Origin of the sequence: Dactylosporangium darangshiense (genome assembly GCF_039537565.1) — a bacterium.
GTDB classification, from domain to species: domain Bacteria; phylum Actinomycetota; class Actinomycetes; order Mycobacteriales; family Micromonosporaceae; genus Dactylosporangium; species Dactylosporangium darangshiense.
The window spans coordinates 1-18,733 of sequence record NZ_BAABAT010000062.1; the positions used below are offsets into that span (position 1 = coordinate 1).

The 18,733-nt window shown below is 73.0% G+C and carries 18 protein-coding genes and 1 riboswitch; of the genes, 6 read left to right on the plus strand and 12 right to left on the minus strand.

Going from position 1 to position 18,733, the window contains the following annotated elements; genetic code table 11:
* Positions 1-119 precede the first annotated feature (119 nt).
* Complete coding sequence (locus tag ABD901_RS52225; RefSeq protein WP_345141892.1) at positions 120-938, minus strand: VOC family protein; 819 nt, start codon at positions 936-938, stop codon at positions 120-122.
* A 211-nt stretch (positions 939-1,149) separates the two neighbouring features.
* On the opposite strand from ABD901_RS52225, the gene ABD901_RS52230 reads away from it, so the two are divergent.
* The 4 genes from ABD901_RS52230 (at position 1,150) to ABD901_RS52245 (ending at position 4,438) form a co-directional block, all read left to right on the plus strand.
* Positions 1,150-2,223 (plus strand): PhoH family protein, encoded by a 1,074-nt coding sequence (locus tag ABD901_RS52230; RefSeq protein ID WP_345141895.1) that lies wholly within the window; start codon positions 1,150-1,152, stop codon positions 2,221-2,223.
* A gap of 14 nt (positions 2,224-2,237) precedes the next feature.
* On the plus strand, positions 2,238-2,693 hold the full coding sequence (gene ybeY, locus ABD901_RS52235; protein WP_345141898.1) for an rRNA maturation RNase YbeY: 456 nt from the start codon (positions 2,238-2,240) through the stop codon (positions 2,691-2,693).
* Between the two features lie 91 nt (positions 2,694-2,784).
* Positions 2,785-4,107: a hemolysin family protein gene (locus ABD901_RS52240; RefSeq protein WP_345141901.1), complete on the plus strand. Its 1,323-nt coding sequence runs from the start codon at positions 2,785-2,787 to the stop codon at positions 4,105-4,107.
* Positions 4,100-4,438 (plus strand): cytidine deaminase, encoded by a 339-nt coding sequence (locus ABD901_RS52245; RefSeq protein ID WP_345141903.1) that lies wholly within the window; start codon positions 4,100-4,102, stop codon positions 4,436-4,438. The genes ABD901_RS52240 and ABD901_RS52245 overlap by 8 nt, the downstream gene beginning before the upstream one ends.
* A 277-nt stretch (positions 4,439-4,715) precedes the next feature.
* Here ABD901_RS52245 and ABD901_RS52250 read toward each other — a convergent pair whose 3' ends face one another.
* From ABD901_RS52250 to ABD901_RS52265, 4 genes are read right to left on the minus strand one after another with little or no spacing between them, the layout of a single operon-like run.
* Positions 4,716-5,519 (minus strand): isoprenyl transferase, encoded by an 804-nt coding sequence (locus ABD901_RS52250; RefSeq protein ID WP_345141905.1) that lies wholly within the window; start codon positions 5,517-5,519, stop codon positions 4,716-4,718.
* A complete protein-coding gene (gene recO / locus ABD901_RS52255) occupies positions 5,516-6,313 on the minus strand; it encodes a DNA repair protein RecO (protein WP_345141910.1) in 798 nt (265 codons plus the stop codon). The genes ABD901_RS52250 and recO overlap by 4 nt, the downstream gene beginning before the upstream one ends.
* Positions 6,313-7,209, minus strand: coding sequence for a GTPase Era (gene era, locus ABD901_RS52260; RefSeq protein WP_345141913.1), 897 nt, complete (start codon positions 7,207-7,209; stop codon positions 6,313-6,315). Before era ends, recO begins: the two co-directional genes overlap by 1 nt.
* Positions 7,210-7,224: 15 nt before the next feature.
* Positions 7,225-10,491, minus strand: a complete 3,267-nt coding sequence (locus ABD901_RS52265) for a type VII secretion EssC family protein (RefSeq protein WP_345141916.1) — start codon at positions 10,489-10,491, stop codon at positions 7,225-7,227.
* 197 nt (positions 10,492-10,688) lie between these two features.
* On the opposite strand from ABD901_RS52265, the gene ABD901_RS52270 reads away from it, so the two are divergent.
* Complete coding sequence (locus tag ABD901_RS52270) at positions 10,689-11,387, plus strand: sulfotransferase-like domain-containing protein (protein ID WP_345141919.1); 699 nt, start codon at positions 10,689-10,691, stop codon at positions 11,385-11,387.
* On the opposite strand, the gene ABD901_RS52275 is transcribed toward ABD901_RS52270, so the two are convergent.
* From ABD901_RS52275 to ABD901_RS52305, 7 genes are all read right to left on the minus strand, one after another.
* Positions 11,384-12,271, minus strand: a complete 888-nt coding sequence (locus ABD901_RS52275; RefSeq protein ID WP_345141922.1) for an aminotransferase class IV — start codon at positions 12,269-12,271, stop codon at positions 11,384-11,386. The two genes, ABD901_RS52270 and ABD901_RS52275, sit on opposite strands and share 4 nt — an antisense overlap.
* Positions 12,271-12,777, minus strand: coding sequence for a MarR family winged helix-turn-helix transcriptional regulator (locus tag ABD901_RS52280; RefSeq protein ID WP_345141925.1), 507 nt, complete (start codon positions 12,775-12,777; stop codon positions 12,271-12,273). The genes ABD901_RS52275 and ABD901_RS52280 overlap by 1 nt, the downstream gene beginning before the upstream one ends.
* 55 nt (positions 12,778-12,832) lie before the next feature.
* Positions 12,833-13,219, minus strand: a complete 387-nt coding sequence (locus ABD901_RS52285) for a hypothetical protein (RefSeq protein ID WP_345141928.1) — start codon at positions 13,217-13,219, stop codon at positions 12,833-12,835.
* Complete coding sequence (locus ABD901_RS52290; protein ID WP_345141931.1) at positions 13,219-14,949, minus strand: PHP domain-containing protein; 1,731 nt, start codon at positions 14,947-14,949, stop codon at positions 13,219-13,221. Before ABD901_RS52290 ends, ABD901_RS52285 begins: the two co-directional genes overlap by 1 nt.
* 75 nt (positions 14,950-15,024) lie before the next feature.
* Positions 15,025-15,732, minus strand: a complete 708-nt coding sequence (locus tag ABD901_RS52295; protein WP_345141934.1) for an energy-coupling factor transporter transmembrane component T family protein — start codon at positions 15,730-15,732, stop codon at positions 15,025-15,027.
* Positions 15,729-17,051, minus strand: a complete 1,323-nt coding sequence (locus tag ABD901_RS52300; RefSeq protein WP_345142050.1) for an ABC transporter ATP-binding protein — start codon at positions 17,049-17,051, stop codon at positions 15,729-15,731. The genes ABD901_RS52295 and ABD901_RS52300 overlap by 4 nt, the downstream gene beginning before the upstream one ends.
* The gene (locus tag ABD901_RS52305; protein ID WP_345141936.1) at positions 17,048-17,620 is read right to left on the minus strand and encodes an ECF transporter S component; all 573 of its coding nucleotides are present in this window, start codon (positions 17,618-17,620) and stop codon (positions 17,048-17,050) included. The genes ABD901_RS52300 and ABD901_RS52305 overlap by 4 nt, the downstream gene beginning before the upstream one ends.
* A gap of 84 nt (positions 17,621-17,704) precedes the next feature.
* Positions 17,705-17,820: riboswitch (TPP riboswitch) on the minus strand.
* 52 nt (positions 17,821-17,872) lie between these two features.
* Between ABD901_RS52305 and ABD901_RS52310 the strand changes: the two genes are divergently transcribed.
* The gene (locus ABD901_RS52310) at positions 17,873-18,700 is read left to right on the plus strand and encodes an alpha/beta fold hydrolase (RefSeq protein ID WP_345141938.1); all 828 of its coding nucleotides are present in this window, start codon (positions 17,873-17,875) and stop codon (positions 18,698-18,700) included.
* Positions 18,701-18,733: the final 33 nt, after the last annotated feature.

The following is an 18,733-nucleotide window of genomic DNA, read 5'->3' on the forward strand; positions in this document are numbered from 1 at the left end:
GCGGCGAGGACACAGGCGCGGACGCGGCGGCGACGGCGCGGGAGTGGCGGCGAGGGCGCGGGAGCGGCGGACGGGGCGGGGTGCGGGGGCCGGGGCGGGAGCACTGGGCGTACCGACGACTAGCGGGAAATGATCGTGAACACGCCGCCGTTGGGGTCCTCGATCACGGCCAGGCGGCCGTGCGGGGAGTCGAACGGGCCGTGCTGCACGCGGCCGCCCGCGGCCACGACGCGCTGTGCGGCGGCGTCGGTGTCGTCGGTGGCGAAGTAGACCGTCCAGTGCGCCGGCACGCCGTCCCAGGCCGACGTCATCGTGAGGCGGCCCGCGACCGGGTCCGCGTCACCGAGGCTCCACGCTGAGTAGTCGAAGGGTTGGTCCCCCGAATCGGACACGGTGCCGGCGATGCGGGTTTGGCGGTAACCGAAGAGGCCGTGGTAGAAGAAGTCGGTCACCGTGGGTTCACGGGTGTTCACCTCGGCCCAGCACATGGCGCCGTTCTCGTCGAACAGCTGCGAGCCGGTGTGCCGGCCCGGCTCCCACGCGCCGAACGTCGCGCCCGACGGGTCCATCGCGAACAGCATGCGGCCGTTGTCCGGGATGTCCATCGGCGCGACGAGCAGCTTGCCGCCGTGCTCCTCGATGCGGTGCGCGGTGCCCGGCAGGTCGTGCGACATGAGGTACAGGCTCCAGGCGGCGGGGAGCTGCTCGGACCCTGGCATCGGCGGGCTCATCCCGGCGACGATGCGGCCGTCCTTCAGGCACATCACGTAGTGGCCGAACTCGGCACCGGTGTCCACGTACGTCCACCCGAACAACGCCTCGTAGAAGTGCCGCGCGGCCGGCAGGTCGGCCGCGACGACGTCCGCCCAGCACGGCTCGCCGTCGATGTACCCGGTGCGCTCGACCATCGCTACGCCGCCTCCCGTCGAATCGGTCAACTGCCTCCCTACCAGCCGCAACGGCAGCGCGCGGGCGAATCGCGACAGACGGCACGATCGGCTTAACCGCAAAGTGGGCAACCCGAACCGCGAACCGGCGAAAATGGCAACGGTCGCGGGGGCGGTCAGCCGATACCATGAAGAGCCTGGACATGAGTGCAGGCTGGAGCGAGCCCGGAAGCAGGTGCTTGAGGCCCAACGCGGCCAAGGTATGACCGAGACCCCAAACCCCGTGCCGGCAGCATCGTCGGAGCAGCCCGTGCGGGCCATCAGCAAGATCACGGTTCCCGACCCGCACGTCATGGTCAGGCTGCTCGGCGCCGGGGACGAGATCCTCAAGCTCGTCGAGCGGTCGGTGCAGAGCGATGTGCACGTGCGGGGCAACGAGATCACCATCACCGGCGCGGCCGCGGACAACGCGCTGGCCGAGCGCATCTTCAGCGAACTCATCGAGCTGGTACGCAAGGGCGAGATCCTGACCACGGACAACGTCCGGCGTACCGTCGGGATGCTGCAGCAGAACACGGCCGAGCGCCCGGCCGAGGTGCTGACCCTCAACATCCTGTCCCGCCGCGGCCGCACGATCCGGCCCAAGACCCTGGGCCAGAAGCGCTACGTCGACTCCATCGACCAGCACACCATCGTGTTCGGCATCGGCCCGGCAGGTACGGGTAAGACCTACCTCGCCATGGCCAAGGCCGTCCAGGCGCTGCAGGCCAAGCAGGTCAACCGGATCATCCTGACCCGCCCGGCGGTCGAGGCCGGCGAGCGGCTGGGCTTCCTGCCCGGCACGCTCTACGACAAGATCGACCCCTACCTGCGGCCGCTGTACGACGCGCTGCACGACATGATCGACCCCGAGTCCATCCCGAAGCTGATGGCCGCCGGGACGATCGAGGTGGCGCCGCTGGCGTACATGCGCGGCCGCACCCTCAACGACGCCTTCATCATCCTGGACGAGGCGCAGAACACCACGCCCGAGCAGATGAAGATGTTCCTGACCCGCCTCGGCTTCGGGTCGAGGATCGTCGTCACCGGCGACGTGACGCAGGTCGACCTCCCCGGGGGGACCCGCAGCGGCCTTCGCGTCGTACGTGAGATCCTCGACGGCGTCGAGGATGTCCACTTCGCCCAGCTCGGCAGCGCCGACGTCGTGCGCCACCGGCTGGTCAGTGACATCGTCGACGCATACGCCCGCTGGGACGAAGCGCAGGAGGCACAGCAGCCGGTGCGCGCCGTCCCGGACCGAGCCGCACAGGGCGGCCGGCCCGGGCGACGCAGATAGCCACGGGAGCGCTGTTGTCCATCGAGATCGCCAATGAGTCCGGCGTCGACGTCAACTCCGACACCATTCTCGCGGTGGCCCGGCACGCCCTCGACGACATGGGCGTCAACCCGCTCGCCGAGCTGTCGATCCTGCTCGTCGACGTGGAGTACATGACCGAGCTCAACCACCGCTGGATGGACGGCGACGGCCCGACGGACGTGCTGGCCTTCCCGATGGACGAGGGCAGCGTCGACCACGGGCCCGGCGAGGGCTCCGGCGAGCCGGCCCTGCTCGGCGACATCGTGCTCTGCCCGGAGGTGGCCGCCAAGCAGGCCGCCACCGCCGGGCACGCCACGATCGACGAGCTCGCGCTGCTCACCGTCCACGGCATCCTGCATCTGCTCGGGTACGACCACGCCGAGCCCGAGGAGGAGGCCGAGATGTTCGGCCTGCAGGCTCGTCTACTGGAGAGCTGGCGAAAGTCATGACCGCGAGCGGTTCGGAGCGGGACGGAGGGGCCGGGCACCATACGCACCGCCGGCTCCCGCGCGGGAGCCGGAACGAAGCGGAGGTGGCGGCGTGAGTGATGTCACGCTGTTGACCACGGCGGCCGGCCTGGTCGTGCTGGCAGGCCTGTTCGCCATGACCGACGCCGCGCTCAACGTGGTCTCGCCGGCGCGCGCACACGAGCTGGCCCGCGAGGGCCGCCCGGGCGCGGGCGCGCTGGAGGTCATCGCCGCCGACCCGGCCCGATACATCAACCTGCTCCTGCTGCTGCGCCTGCTGTGCGAGCTGACCGCGACCACGCTCGTGGCGCTGGAGACCGCCGCCTGGGTCGGCGGCGACCGGGACTGGCTCGCCGCGCTCATCACCGCCGGCGTCATGAGCGTCGTCAGCTTCGTCGTCGTCGGCGTTGCGCCGCGCACGATGGGGCGCCAGCACGCCTATAACGTGGCCCGGTTCGCCGCGCCGCCGGTGCGCTGGCTCGGCACGGCGCTGGGCCCCCTCGCACGCCTGCTGATCCTCATCGGCAACGCGGTCACGCCCGGCAAGGGGTACCGCGAAGGCCCCTTCGCCACCACCATCGAGCTCCGCGAGCTCGTCGACATCGCCGAACAGCGCGGCGTCGTCGAGCACGGCGAGCGGGACATGATCCACTCCGTCTTCGCCCTGGGCACCACGATCGCCCGCGAGGTGATGGTGCCCCGCACCGAGATGGTCTGGATCGAGGCGCACAAGACCGTCCGGCAGGGGCTCATGCTCGCGATGCGCAGCGGCTTCTCGCGCATCCCCGTCGTCGGCGAGAACGTCGACGACGTGCTCGGCATCGTGTACCTCAAGGACCTCGTGCGCCGCACCGCCGGCGACGACCCGGCGGCGTCGGAGATGCCCGTGGCCCAGGTCATGCGCGACGCCACGTTCGTGCCGGAGTCCAAGCCGGTCGACGACCTGCTGCGCGAGATGCAGGCCAAGCGCACCCACATGGCGGTCATCATCGACGAGTACGGCGGAACGGCCGGCCTCGTCACCATCGAGGACATCCTCGAGGAGATCGTCGGCGAGATCACCGACGAGTACGACGTGGCCGAGCGCCCGCCCGTCGAGGAACTGCCCGACGGCGCCGTCCGGGTCACCAGCCGCCTGCCGATCGAGGACCTCGGCGAGCTGTTCGACGTGGAGCTGCCCGCCGACGAGGTCGAGACGGTCGCCGGCCTGCTCGCACAGGCCCTGGGCCGCGTCCCGATCCCCGGCGCGACCGCGGTCGTCGGCGGCCTCGTCCTCGTCGCCGAGGGCACCGCGGGCCGGCGCAACCGCATCGACACCCTGCTCGTCCGGCGGGCCGAGCCGTCCGACGAGGACCAGGCCAGCCACGACACCGAGAGGCAGCACGCCGATGCCTGACCTGTCCGCCGAGGACGCCAAGCTGGTCACCCTGGCCCGGGCGGCGCGCGCCCGGGTCGGCGCCGCGGAGGGTGCGGCCGTGCGCGACCAGGACGGCCGCACGTACAACGCGGCCTCCATCGCCCTGCCGTCCCTCTCGCTGACGGCCCTGCAGCTGGCGGTCGCGGCCGCGGTGTCCTCGGGGGCGACGAAGCTGGAGGCGGCGGCGGTGGTCACGGAGGCCTCGACCCTCGACGGGCTCGGGCACGCTGCGGTGCGCGACGTGTCCCCGGCGGCGCCGATCCACCTGGCCGCCCCGGACGCCACGGTCTTCGCCACCGTCGACGACTGACCGGCCGCGCCCTGCGGCGCTTTCTGTCCACGATCGTGCATTTTCGACCCTCGTGCGGGCCGGTTTCTCGTGATCGTGGAGCAACAGCGTCGCCCTGGGTACGTTATGTCTCCACGTTGATGCAGAACCGGCCTGAACGCATCATCGTGGAGCGAAAATGCTGCCCGTCGACCGATGACGGCGGCGTTGTGGCTTACGCGCCGATGTATCTCCTGCCGGGGTATAAATCCGACAAGTCGTGGCGCGCCAGCGCCCGACTTGTCGCAAAAGCCCGCGCCTACGTGGTCAGCGTGGGGATGACCGGGTTGGGGATGGCGCCGCCGAAGCGGCGGTCGCGCTTCGCGTAGACCTCGCAGGCGTACCAGAGGTGGCGGCGGTCGAAGTCGGGCCACAGGGTGTCGATGGAGACGAACTCGGCGTACGCGGCCTGCCAGATCATGAAGTTCGACGTGCGCATCTCGCCGGAGCTGCGGATCATCAGGTCCACGTCCGGGAGGTCGGGCTCGTCGAGGTAACGCGCGAAGGTCTTCTCCGAGATGCGGTCGGCCTTCAGGCGGCCGGCGGCCACGTCCGCGGCGATGCGGGCCGCGGCGTCGGCGACCTCGGCGCGGCCGCCGTAGTTGACGCACATGGTGAACGTCAGCTTGTCGTTGTGGCGGGTGAGGTGCTCCGCGTACTCGAGCTCGTTGATCACCGAGCGCCACAGGCGGGGGCGGCGGCCGGCCCAGCGCACGCGGATGCCCATCTCGTGGAACTCGTCGCGGCGGCGGTGGATCGTGTCGCGGTTGAAGTTCATGAGAAAGCGGACCTCGTCGGGGGAGCGCTTCCAGTTCTCGGTGGAGAAGGCGTAGGCGCTGACGTACTTGACGCCGAGCTCCAGCGCGCCCTCGATGACGTCGAAGAGCGCCGCCTCGCCCGCCGTGTGGCCGGCGGTGCGCGGCAGGCCGCGCTGCTTCGCCCAGCGGCCGTTGCCGTCCATGATGATCGCCACGTGCTGCGGCACGGCCTCCTTCGGCAGCGCCGGCGGGCGCGCACCGCTGGGGTGCGTCGACGGCGGGCGGAAGTCCCTGTCCCTGCTCACGAGCGTTCCTTTCCAAGCGGGCGATCGTCCCGGAGGGGGCGTTCATCGCGGTCGACCAGCGGGAGCGAGCGTAGTGCGCGCTCCAGGTGCCACTGCAAGTGCGCGGCGACCAGGCCGCTCGCCTCGCGCTGGTGGTTGGGCGCGGAGGCGTCCGCCACCGTCCAGTCTCCCTCGGCCAGCGCCGACATCAGCTCCAGCGTGGCGGGGGCCGGATGGGCGGCGCCGGGCGGGCGGCAGTCGGGGCACACGGCGCCGCCGGCCGGGACGGAGAAGCCCCGGTGCGGGCCGGGCGTGCCGCAGACCGCGCACCCGCGCAGCGCGGGCGCCCAGCCGGCCACGCTCATCGCGCGCAGCAGGTAGGCGTCCAGCACCAGGCCGCCGGCGTGCTCGGCGACGGCGAGCGCGCGCAGGGCGCCGAGCGTGAGCTGGAAGAGCCGCAGCGACGGCTCCTGCTCGATCGGCGTGAGCCGCTCGGCGGTCTCGGCGATGGCGCTGGCCAGGGTGTACCGCGAATAGTCCTCGAGGAACCGCCGCCCGAACAGGTCGACGCCCTCCACCTGGCTGATCACGTCGAGGCTGCGCCCCTCCAGCAGCTGCACGTCGACGTGGCCGAACGGTTCGAGGCGGCCGCCGAACTTCGAGGTGGTGCGGCGCACGCCCTTCGCCACGGCGCGGATGCGGCCGTGGTGGCGCGTGAACAGCGTGATGATCCGGTCCGACTCGCCGAGCTTCTGCACCCGCAGCACCACGGCGTCGTCCCGGTAGAGCTTCCCCCTGAAGCCGGAGCCGGGCATCAGAAGCCCAGGCGGCGCAACTGCTTCGGGTCGCGCTGCCAGTCCTTGGCCACCCGCACGTGCAGGTCCAGGTACACGCGCCCGCCGAGCAGGTCCTCGATCGCGCGGCGGGCCCGGGTGCCGACCTCCTTGAGCCGGCTCGCCTGGTGGCCGATCACGATCGCCTTCTGGCTCGAGCGCTCCACGTAGATGTCGGCGAAGATGCGGGTCAGCCCGCTGTCCTCCACCAGTACCTCCTCGACCAGAACGGCGATCGAGTGCGGCAGCTCGTCGCGCACGCCGTCCAGGGCGGCCTCGCGGATGAGCTCGGCCATCAGCACCTGCTCGGGCTCGTCGGTGAGCATGTCGTCCGGGTACAGCTGCGGCGAGCGCGGCAGATGCCCGATTATGACGTCGACGAGGGTCTGCAACTGCGCGCCGGAGACGGCGCTCACCGGCACGATGTCGGCGAACTCACCCAGCTCCTGCACGGCCAGCAGGCGCTGGGCCAGGGTGCCCCGGTCCACCAGGTCGGTCTTCGTGACGATCGCGACCAGCTTCGCCTTGAGCTCGGCGATCTCGCCGCTGATGAACCGGTCGCCGCGGCCGATCTCCTCGTCCGCGGGCAGGCACAGGCCGATCACGTCGACCTCGCTCCACGTCGAGCGCACGAGGTCGTTGAGGCGCTCGCCGAGCAGCGTCCGCGGGCGGTGCAGCCCGGGCGTGTCGACGAGGACGAGCTGGGCGTCCGGCCGATGTACCACGCCGCGCACCGTGTGCCGCGTCGTCTGCGGCTTGGGCGAGGTGATCGCGATCTTCTGGCCGACGATGGCGTTGGTCAGCGTCGACTTGCCGGCGTTGGGACGGCCGACGAAGCAGGCGAAGCCCGCGCGGTACTCACCTTCACGTTGCTGCACGATGCTTCAGGGTACTCAGACTTCCAGCTGCAACTGGCGGGGGCGCTGTGAAGGAGTTGTGGGCAACGCCTGCGCGGCCCGCTCGCCGGCGGTGGCCACCTGCAGTTCGATGGTGTTCTCGACCAGTCCCCGGCCCGCCGAGCGCAGCACGATCCGCCCCGGCATGAGCCGCGACAGCGACGTCGGCACGGCGCTGCGCTGCTCGGTGGCGAGCACCAGGTGCACGCCGACCGCCCTGCCGCCGGCGGCCACCGCGGTGAGCGCGTCGTTGAGCTGCGGGTCGTGGCCGTCGACCAGCACCAGCACCCGGGCGACGTCCGGCTCCTGCAGGTCGGCCCGCTCGGCGACCAGGTCCCCGAGGATGCCCAGCAGCTCCGCCGCGGTCGCCGCGTTGGTGCCGTCGATGCGGCACACCCGCAGCGCGGCGGCGTCGTAGAGCCGGCCGAAGGACGCCGCGATGGTGTCGAGCAGCGTGGTCTTGCCGGAGCCGACCGGGCCGTACACGAGCACGTGCCCGATCTCGTCGAGGTCCAGCGGCCACACCTGCACCGACTGGGAGCCGGGCAGGTCGACCATCCCGATCGGCGCGGCGAACGCGGCCTTCGCGCCGATCGCCCGCGCGCCGTGCTCGCTGTCGCGTCCCGGCGCGCCCGGCGAACCGGAGAAATCCGAAATCTCCGAGATGTCGTACGTGGCGGCCAGCGGCGGCTGCCACGCCCGCGGCTGGTCCGGCACGCGAGCCTCGCGATGCGCCCCACCGATCGCCGCCACGAGCCGCTGCAGGTCGCTCGGGCCGTCGAGCGGCACCAGGGCCGAACCGGAAGCATCGGAGACATCCGATGCTTCCGTCGCCTCCAGCAGGCCGGACTCGAAACGCCACTCGGTGACGATCGTCGGGCCGGCCGAGCGGTCCGAAGGCGAGCGAGCACCGCCGTAGGCGACCTGCACCGGCTCCGGGTCCGAGGCGCCCGAGCGCACGAACGCCCGCCCGGGCAGCAGCGGCGACAGGTGCGCCGCGTCCGGCCGCTCGAGGATCTCGAGGCTGTCCTGCTCCGTCTCCACGCGCAGCGCGATCCGCAGCGGCGCCTCGGCGCGCAGGTCGTCGTCGAGGACGTCGTGCGGCTGCGCGGTCGACAGCAGCAGGTGTACCCCGGCCGGCCGCCCTCGCCGCGCCAGCTCCCGCAGCCCGGTCACGAAGTCGGCGGGCGTCGCCGCGAGCTCGGCGACGACGATGAGCAGGTTGGCCGGGGCCGCGCCCGGGTGGCGCCGCTCCATCTCCACGATGTCCTTGACCGCGTGCCGGCGCAGGACCGCCTCCCGGCGGCGCACCTCGGCGCCGAGGGAGACGAGCACGCGCCGGGCCTGGTAGCCGTCGTCGCTGGTGAAGACCCCGACGGTGTGCGGCAGGTCGGCGCACTCCCCGAACGTGTCGCCGTCGGGGTCGACGAGGACGAAGGTCAGCCGGCTGGCCGGGTACGTCGCGGCGAGCCCGGCCAGGTAGGAGCGCAGCAGCCAGGAGCGGCCCGACCCGGCGGCGCCGGCGATGATGCCGTGTGGCCCGTCGCGGCGAAGGTCGACCACGACCGGGCCGGCGCCGCCGAGCCCGATCGGCGCGGCGAGGCCCCGGTCGCGGGTCGACGGGACCCAGCGCTTCACGATCGCGCTCGGGGCCGGCTCCCCGCCGAGCCTGAGCGCCTCGCCGAGCGTGGCGATGCGCGGCGCCGCGCCGCCCACGGTGTCGCGGGTGGCGGCCAGGGCGTGCGCGACCCGGTCGGCGACGGCGTGCGCGATGCCCTCGCCGTCCAGGGCGACGACGCCGGGCGGCAGCCGGTGCGCCGTCTCGGCGGCGGTGAGCAGGCTGATCCCGCCACGGGGGCCGTCCTCGACGAGGCGGGCCAGCGACTCCCGCGGTACCGAATCCGGATCCGGAAGCACCACCACCACATGCGGCGTGAACTGCTCGGCGATCGCGTGCCGGCCCAGCCGCCGCTGCCGCAGCAGCGCCTCGACCAGGGCGAGCACCCGCCGCCGGTCGTCCTCCTGGGCCGCCACCGTGCGCGCGCCGGGCGCGAACGCGCTGGTCAGCGTCCTGGTGTGCGGCAGCCAGCCGGTCCACACCCAGTGCTCGGCCTCCTGCGGCGAGCACAGCACGACCAGGGCCAGGTCGGCGGCCCCGGCGAGCGTCGTGAGCTGCACGATCCAGGAGCGCAGCACCGCGCGGCGCTGCTCGGGCGGGCCGGCCGCGCCGAGCGCGCCGAGGGCCCGCAGGTCGGCCTCGAGCGGCACGTCGGGGTCGACGGCGTAGCGCCGGCGCAGCGCCGCGATCCGGCCGGTGTGCGCGGGGTCGACGTCGCCGGCCGGCGGCGCCTGCTCGAAGCGCAGCCGGCTCGGCTGGTCGGCGGTGGCCAGGCGCAGCGCGAGGAAGTCCCGGTCGTCGGGGCGGCGGGCCGGCTTCTCCTGCCGGTCGGCGGCCCGCGCCAGGTGCGCGACGCTGGGCGCCTCGGCCCGCCGCGCCTGCACCACGGCCCGGTGCTTGATCGCCGCGTCCACCTCCGCGCGGTCCATCGCCGCCGCGAACTCCGCGGCCGGATCGGGGCCACGGCGGCGCAGCGTGAGACGGCGTCGTTTCGGCGGTTGCGGTACCACGGGAAGCCACACCGCCGGCGGCGGACCCTTCGGCGCGGGCGGCTCCGCCGGCACCTCTTCGACGGCGATGAGCGTGTCGCCGAGGCGCAGCACCTGTCCGCCGGCCAGCGTCACGGTCCCGCGCAGCGGCTCCCCGTCGAGGCGGGTGCCGCCCGGCGAGCGCAGGTCGGTGGCGGCCACCTCGTGGCTGCCGATGCCCAGGTGCAGGTGGCGGCGCCCGGCGCCGGCGTCGGTGAGCACGAGGTCGCTCGCCGGGTCGGTGCCGATCACGAACTCGCCCGGCGGCAGCGGCGCCCAGGCGCCGGCGTCCGGCCCGGCCACGACGAGCAGCTCGAAGCGGTGCGCCTCGCAGCGGGCCGGCTGCTCGGGCCGCTGCTCGGGCGGGGCCAGCAGGATCGTGTCGCCGCAGCGCAGGCCCTGGTCGCCGAGCGGCCGGCCCGGGTCGAGGCGGCGGCCGGTGCGCGCCAGCCAGGCCCACGTCGTCTGCTGCGGCCGGTCGGCCGGGTCGAGGAGGTCCAGCAGTGCGGTGACCAGCTCCGCCACCGCGCCGCTCGGGTCGGCCCGCAGCCGTACGGTGCGATCCAGTGTCGCGGTCGAATCTCGCCTCGCCACTCGCACGTCGATCAGCAGGTCCATCGACCAGCCCCTTTCTTCCCGCGCAGCATCGATCCGTCGTCGGTTCCAGAAAGCCTGGTGGCGGGGCGGGCGCACTGCAGGGCTCTGCCTCGACAGTAAGCGCCGCAACGCCGAGTGGATCGCATCGACGCGCGCCAGGATTTCGCGCTATTCGCAGTAAAACGGGCGGAACGCCGCGTGGGTTACCCTCGTGGACCATGACGGTGCGAGTCGCGATGTGGTCAGGACCCCGCAACATCTCCACGGCGATGATGCGCAGCTTCGGCGCGCGGCCCGACACGGTGGTCGTCGACGAGCCGCTGTACGCGCACTACCTGGCCGAGACCGGGCTCGAGCACCCCGGCCGGGAGGAGATCCTCGCCTCGCAGCCGCGACGCTGGGCCGACGCCGTCGCCGGGCTGCTCGCGCCGGTGGGCGCCGGGGTGTACTACCAGAAGCACATGACGCACCACCTGCTGGCGCAGGTCGGGCGGGAGTGGCTCGGCGAGGTCGCCAACGCCTACCTGATCCGCGACCCGGCGCACGTCGTCGCCTCCTACGCCAAGGTGCGCGGTGAGCCGACCCTGGAGGATCTCGGGTACCCGCAGCAGGTCGAGATCTTCCGCGCGCACGGCGGCCCGGTCGTCGACGCGGCCGACGTGCTGCGCGACCCGGCGGGCACGCTGTCGGCCCTGTGCGCGGCGCTGGGGCTGCCCTGGGACCCGGCGATGCTGTCCTGGCCGGCCGGCCGGCGCGACACCGACGGGGTGTGGGCGCCGCACTGGTACGCCGCGGTCGAGCGCTCCACCGGCTTCGCGCCCTACGACCCGCGCCCGGCCGAGGTGCCGGTTCGACTGTTGCCGCTCGTCGAGCGCGCGATGCCGCTCTACGAGGAGCTCGCCGCGCGACGGCTCTAGACGGGCACCGCGTTGGCGCGGGCGTGCGCGCGGTAGAGCTCGGCGATCTGCCGGGTCACCGGGCCGACCTTGCCGTCGCCGATGGGGCGGCCGTCGATCGTCACCACGCCCGCGATCTCGCCCATGGTGCCGGTGCAGAAGACCTCGTCGGCGGTGTACATCTCCACCTGGGCCAGGTCCCGCACGTGCACCGCAACGGGGGAGATGCGCAGCACCGTGTCGCGGGTGATGCCCTCCGGGCAGGCGACCGCGCGCGGGGTGTGCAGCTCGCCGCCGGCGACGGCGAAGAGGTGCGTGGCGTTGGTCTCGGCCACGAAGCCGCGCCCGTCGAGCATCATCGCATCGTCGGCACCGGCCACGTTCGCCTCGATCTTGGCCAGGATCGAGTTGATCAGGTTGTTGTGGTGGATGCGCGGGTCCAGCACGTCCGGGCCCGGCCGGCGCACGCTGCTCGTCACGAGCGTGAGGCCGCCGGTGTCGTACACCGGCGCCTTGAACTCGGCGAGCACGATGAGCGTGCAGCCCGAGGCGTTGAGGCGCGGGTCCATGCCGCTGGTGACCTTGACGCCGCGGGTCAGCGTGAGCCGCACGTGCGCGCCGTCGCGCATCCCGTTGGCGGCCAGGGTCTCGCGCAGTGCCGCGATGATCTCCGCGTCGGCGGGCACGCCCTCGAAGCCGAGCGCGACCGCCGAGCGCCGCAGCCGGGCCAGGTGCTCGTGCAGGCCGTAGATGCCGCCGTCGTAGAGCCGCAGGCCCTCCCACACGGCGTCGCCGCCCTGCACGACGGAGTCGAACGGCGAGATGCCGGGCTCGTCGCGATGGCGCAGGGCGCCGTTCACCCAGTAGCGCAGGTCCGCGTTGCGTTCGTCGTAGCGCTGCAGCATCAGTCTTCCTTTGCGATGTCCCCGAGGGCGATCAACACGTCGCGCAGCCGGTCCGCGGCCTCGCCGACGAGCGCGTCCGGCGCCGGCGCGAACAGCCGCGCCTGCGCGCCGGTGACGGCCCGCACGATCTTCTCGGCCGCGGCGACGCCGGCCTCGCTCAGGCGCACCCAGGCCACCCGCGCGTCGGCGGCGTCGCCCGCCCGCTCGATGAGGCCGTCCTGCTGCAGCCGGCGCAGCACGTTGCTGATCCCGCCGGAGGTGAGCAGCAGCCCGCTGGCCAGGTCCGAGGGCTTCACCGCGTAGGGCGGGCCGGCCCGGCGCAGCGCGGAGAGTACGTCGTACTCGGCCGGGGTCAGCCCGGCGGCGGCGGTCTCGCTGCGCACGACCTCCTGCAGCCGCAGCGCCAGGCGGTGGATGCGCTTGCCCAGGGCCATGGACGGCCCGACGACGTCGGGCAGCTGCTCGCGCCACTCGTCGATGACGGCGTCGAGGTGGTCTCTGGGCATGTCAGAAGACTAGTAGGGCCCGCCGCGATGCGACGGGCCCCCTGATCAGTGCTGCTCAGTGATCGGCGCAGCAGGGCCGGTTGTTCGGCGGTTCGAACGGGACCAGCACGCCGTTGCGAGCGAACTGGGTCACCAGCGTCAGGACGCCGTCGCGCCAGATGGGGCGCACGAAGTCCCGCGTGTCGACGAGCATCTCCGGCACCGCCGTCATGCCGCCGAGGATCACCACCTGGTCGATCGCCGACCCGGCCAGGATGGCCTGGACTGCGACCGTGCCCTTGAGCCGCTCCGCGCCCTCGAAGAGCACCTGGCGGGCGCCCTCCGGTGGCGTTTGCGCCTCGGCGCCGACGGCGACCTGGCCGCCGTCGAAGTACGTGAACGCGGGGCGGCCGGCCGCCAGGATGTGGTGGTCGGCCGCCTGCACGTCGGCGAAGCGCGTCATTACCGCGGGTAGACGAAGATCGGGTTCGCGTAGAACCAGAGGTCCTTCCACGGGTCGGCGTCGCCGAGCACGTCGATCGCCGGGCCGACCGGGTCGATGGCCGCGCCGAGGTAGCCGGGGGCGGTGCGGTTGCCGTCGGTGCCGCGCAGGCGGACGTAGAACGGCTGGTCGGCGACGCCCAGGTCGTAGGTGAACGACACGGTGCCGGTCGACTTGTTGACCTCGAAGGACTGCACGACCTTCGTGTTCGGGGCCTTGAACGTGTCCTGGTCGGACACGGCGCCCTTGATGTCGCCGCGGATGACGTCGACGCGGGCCAGGGTCGGCACGAAGTTCGCCCAGTTCGGCGTGTTCGCCAGGTTGATCTTGATGACCAGCTCGGCGCGCTGGCCGCGCCGCAGCACCAGCGAGTCGCCCAGGGTCACGCCGAACGGCGTGCCCTTGACCCGCACCTGGACGTCGAGGTCGCTGATCAGGGCGCCGTGGTCGACCCAGACGCGACCGGCGCGCAGGCCGTCCATGACCGAGGCGTAGCTGAAGTTGCGCGAGCCGACGTGGGTGCGGCTGTAGTAGCCCGGCCAGAAGTCACCGGCGGTGAGGTTGGTCGGCTGGCCGTACACCGGGTCGAAGTGGAACCCGTTGGTGTTGAAGTCCGTGTTGTCGGGGCGCTTCGCCGTCTCCTCGTAGACGACGTGCGAGTCCGAGTTCGCGGTGATCCACCACGTCTTGCCCTCGGCCAGGAGGCTGTCCCAGAGGCCGCCGACGGTCGCGGTCATCCAGTCGAAGCCGCCCCAGGTGCGGTAGCTCTCCAGCGGGAAGCCGGGGAACGACTTGGCGTTGGGGGCGTTCTCGTAGAAGCCACGGCCGGCGCCGCCGCCGTTCGGCTTCGCGATGCCCGCGGCCTGGTGGCCCGGCGCGCCCTCGAAGCCGATCGCGATCTTCGGGTTGGCGTCGCGCCAGCCGCGGATCTCGTGCGGCGAGTCGATGCCGTTGCGGGCCGGGTGGTTGGCCAGGAACAGCGCGTCCTGGACCCGCCGCTTGGTGACCTGGTCGCCGAGGAACTTGATGCCGGCGATGGCCAGGGCCTCGGTGACGGCGTTGGGGTCAACGGCGCCGACGACCGAGCCGTCGAACGTGCCCTCGAACTCCTTGAGCACGGCGAGCTCGTTGGCGCCCGGGTGCACGAACACGGTGCCGTGCTCGGCAGCCGGGATGTTCCACTCCAGGCCCTGGAAGACCAGCATGTCCTTGAAGTCGTCGCGGGCGGCCCGGATGAGCGGGTTGACCTTGTCGACGCCGATCTTGGAGTGCTGGACGGTGCCGTGGTCGGTGATGACCATCCAGTCCAGGCCGTAGGCGGAGGCGTGCTTCACGTGGTCGGAGACCCGGTACATGCCGTCGCTGGAGAACTGGGTGTGGATGTGGTGGTCGCCGGCGAGCCACTTGAAGTTGTTGAACGTCGGGCGGCTGTGCCCGTGGCGGTCCCAGCCGTCGAAGTCGTGGTCGCCGTTCTCGTCGTGCGCGTGCGCGACGCCGGCGTTGGCCAGCGCGCCGCCCGCGGCGGCGGCGGCGCCGAGCAGGCCGGCGCGGCGCAGGAACCCGCGGCGGGAGACGTCACCGGGGGAGAGCTCGCTGTCGGGGATCGACGCGTCGAGCACCGCGGGGACGTCGCCGGCGGCCTGCGGCATGTCCTCGTGGTGGTGGTGATGGTGGCCACTAGAGCTGCCCATGGAGGCTCCGTTCAGGGTCGATGGTCCTCACGGGCGAATCTCGACGGCTCGGGCGAACAACAGGTAGCGATATGCCTATGTCCGCGCGAACTTCAGCGCGATCACGGCCGTCGCGAGTGCCACACCAGCGATGACCACCAATGCGTCCGACCAGCCGAAACGGGTCTCGCGGGCGATGGTGCGCGGCCCCCGGTCGAAGCCGCGGGCCTCCATCGCCGTCGCCAGCCGGATGCCCCGGCGGATGGCGGCCACCAGCAGCCCGAACAGGGTGGAGAAGAGCCCGCGGCGGGTACCGCGGGCCCGCCGCGCCAGCCGGATCAGCCGGTACTCGGCGGCCAGCAACGGCGCCAGGCGCAGCGCCGCCAGGGCGCCGATCGCGAAGCGGGGCGAGATGCGCAGGTGCGCCACGAGCGAGTCGGCGAGGTCCGTCGGGTCGATGGTGGCGAAGACCACGAACCCGGGCAGCCCGACCGCGAGCAGCCGCAGCGCGTACCCGGCGGCGTTCTCGCGCACCGCGAGCCCGCCCAGCTGCCACACGACCGGCGAGTCCGCGGCGCCGAAGAGCACGCCGAAGGTGAGGATGCCGGCGGCGGAGGCGAGCAGCGGCCAGCCGCGCCGCCACAGCGCGGCGGGGGAGTACCCGGTGAACGGCAGCACCACCAGCAGCACGCCGATGACGGTCAGCGAGGCGAGCGGGTCGAGGGTGGTGACCACCGCCGCGGTGACGAGCAGCGCGGCGAGCAGCTTCGCGGTGGCGTCGCGCCGTCCCAGCCAGGTCGTCATCGGGTCAGCTCCAGGCGCCGGTCGCCGATCGCGTCGACCAGCTGGGGGTCGTGGGTGACGAGCACGAGCGCGCGGCCCTCGTCGCGCAGGTCGGCCAGCAGCCCGACCAGCTCCCGCCAGGTGCGCAGGTCCTGGCCGAACGTCGGCTCGTCGAGGACCAGCACCCGCGGCGCCGCGGCCAGCGCGGTCGCCACGCTGAGCCGGCGCTGCTCGCCGCCGGAGAGCGTGAACGGGTTGGCCAGGGCGAGCCGGTCGAGGTGCAGCCGGGCCAGCAGCTCGTCCACGACCGCGGGGCTCGCGCCGCCCAGCGCGAGCTCGGCGCGCACGGTGTCGGTCACGAACTGGTGCTCCGGGTTCTGGAACACCGAGCCGATGCGCTGCGCCAGCCGGGCCGCGCGCCACCGGTGCGGCGGGCGGCCCGCGTCGCGCCCGGCGAGCGCCGCCGACGCCACGACCCGGCCGGCGGCGGGCTTCGTGAGGCCGCCGAGCAGCAGCGCGAGCGTGGTCTTGCCGGCGCCGTTGGGCCCCTGCACGGCCAGGGCCTCGCCCTGGCGTACCACCTCGTCGAGCTCGGTGAACGGCAGCCGCAGCGCCTCCGCGGTGAGCAGCGCGTCGCCCGGCGGCCCGGGCGCGCGGCGCGCGGGCAGCGCCGCGCCCGGCGCCCACACCGCGCCGGAGTCCTCGCCGATCACGATCGTGCGGTCGACCAGCGGCATCGCCTCCTCGACCCGGTGCTCGACGAGCACCATCGTCGCGTCGAGGTCCTGCAGCGCCTTGGCGATGGCCGTGCGCACCAGCTGCGCCCCGTCCGGGTCCAGGTTGGCGGTCGGCTCGTCGAGCAGCAGCAGGCGGGGCCGCAGCGCGATGGCGCCGGCGATGGCGAGGCGCTGCTGCTCGCCGCCGGACAGCGCCGCGGTGTCGCGGTCGCGGCCGTAGGGGAAGCCGACGGCGGCCAGCGCCGCGTCGACCGCGGGCCAGATCTGCTCGCGCGGCACGGCCCGGTTCTCCAGGCCGAACGCGACGTCGTCGCCGCTGCGGCGCATCACCAGCTGGGTCTGCGGGTCCTGGAAGACGATGCCGGTCTCGTGGCGGGCCTGCGTCGCGGGCCTGCCGTCGACGAGGACCTCGCCCTCCTGCTCGCCGGAGTCCTCGGCGAGCAGGCCGGCGAGCGCGGCGAGCAGGGTCGACTTGCCCGCGCCGGAGGCGCCGAGCAGCAGGACCCGCTCGCCGTGCTCGATGCGCAGGTCCAGGTGGCGCACCGCCCAGGCTTTACGCCCGGCGTGGCGCCACCCGAACCCGCGGAGTTCGACCGTGCTCAGACCGCGACCCGCTCCCGGCCGGAGGGGAAGCGGTCCAGCACGCCGGTCCTGGACAGCGCGCGCTGCAGCGCCCAGCTGCCGGCGCCGGCGACCACGGCGCCGCTGAGGACGACGAGCGCCACGTAGGTCCACTTCTGGCCGACCGTGAACGTGCTGCTGTAGTACACGGTCAGGTCCAGCAGCGACGCGCCCAGCCCGGCCAGGCCGCCCGCGACGACGGCGTTGCCGACGCGGTACCCGCGGTAGCCGGTCGCGGCGAAGCCGAACTCGCCGCCGATGCCCTGCACCAGGCCGGACACGACGACGCCCAGCCCCCACGCGGAGCCGAACAGCGCGGACACGGTCGCGGCGACGATCTCGGTGTAGAGGCCGGCGCCGGGCTTGCGGATGACCATCGGGCCGAGCACGCCCGGGATCAGCCACACGCCGTAGATGACGGCCCGCCACGGCAGCGCGAAGCTGCCCTCCAGGGCGGTCCAGAGGTTGTTCCAGGCGTAGAACACCGCCGCGAACGCCACGGCGATGACGGACGCCACGACGATGTCGACGGTGCGCCAACGGGTCTGCATGGTTGGTGAACCTCCTAGTTCGGGGGGAACCAGAAGGAGACGCGCCGCCACGACCGCCTGATTGTTGGACGGACATGGCGGTCTGGCGTGAGGTGACCGAGCTCCCTGCGCTGGCATTACCCAGATCAGGTTCGAGGGTCTGCGACGCCCGCATGGCGGCCGCCGCACTCTCAGCGCTGTGCGCTCCCCTGTCGGATGTGAAGTTGTTTCCCGAAGGTAACAGTGAACCTTCTTGACTCGTAGTCTCTGGTCATGAAAATCACGGCGCGCGATCTGACGTTCGACGTGGTCGCCGGCGGGCCGGACGGCGGGGCGCCGGTCCTGCTGCTGCACGGCTTCCCCCAGCACAGCGGCGAGTGGGCGGCGGTCACCCCGGCGCTGCACGCCGCCGGCCTGCGCACCTACGCCCTCGACCAGCGCGGCACGTCGCCGGGCGCCCGGCCGCAGGGCGCCGAGGCCTACCGCATCGCCGAGTGCGCCCTGGACGCCGTGGCCGTTCTCGACGCCCTGGATCTTGCGTCGGTACACCTGGTGGGCCACGACTGGGGGGCCATCTGCGCCTGGCATGTGGCGCTTCGCCATCCGGCGCGGGTCCGCACGCTCACGGCGGTCTCGGTGCCGCACCCGCACGCCTCGGCGTACGCCTACGCCAACGACCCCGACCAGCGCGCCCGCTCCGCCTACATCAAGCTCTTCCGCCAGCCCGGCAAGGCCGAGGAGGTGCTGCTGGAGGGCGACGCGCGGCGGCTGCGGGCGATCTTCGACGGCGCCGGGCTCGATGCGGCCGGCGTGGACGCCTACGTGCGGCCGCTGCTCGAGCCGGGCGCGCTGACGGCGGCGCTGAACTGGTACCGGGCGATGAGCTCACTCGACCTGGTGGGCCTGGGGCAGGCGACGGTCCCGACGACGTACGTGTGGAGCGACGGCGACCTGGCCATCGGCGCCACGGCCGCCCGGGCCTGCGCGGAGTACGTGAGCGCGGACTACCGGTTCGTCCCCCTTGCGGGGGTCAGTCACTGGATCCCCGATCAGGCGCCATCTGAGGTCGCCGCCGCCGTGGTTGCCCGCTGCCTGGCTTGAGGCATGGTGCCGGCTACCCGCGGGTAATAACCT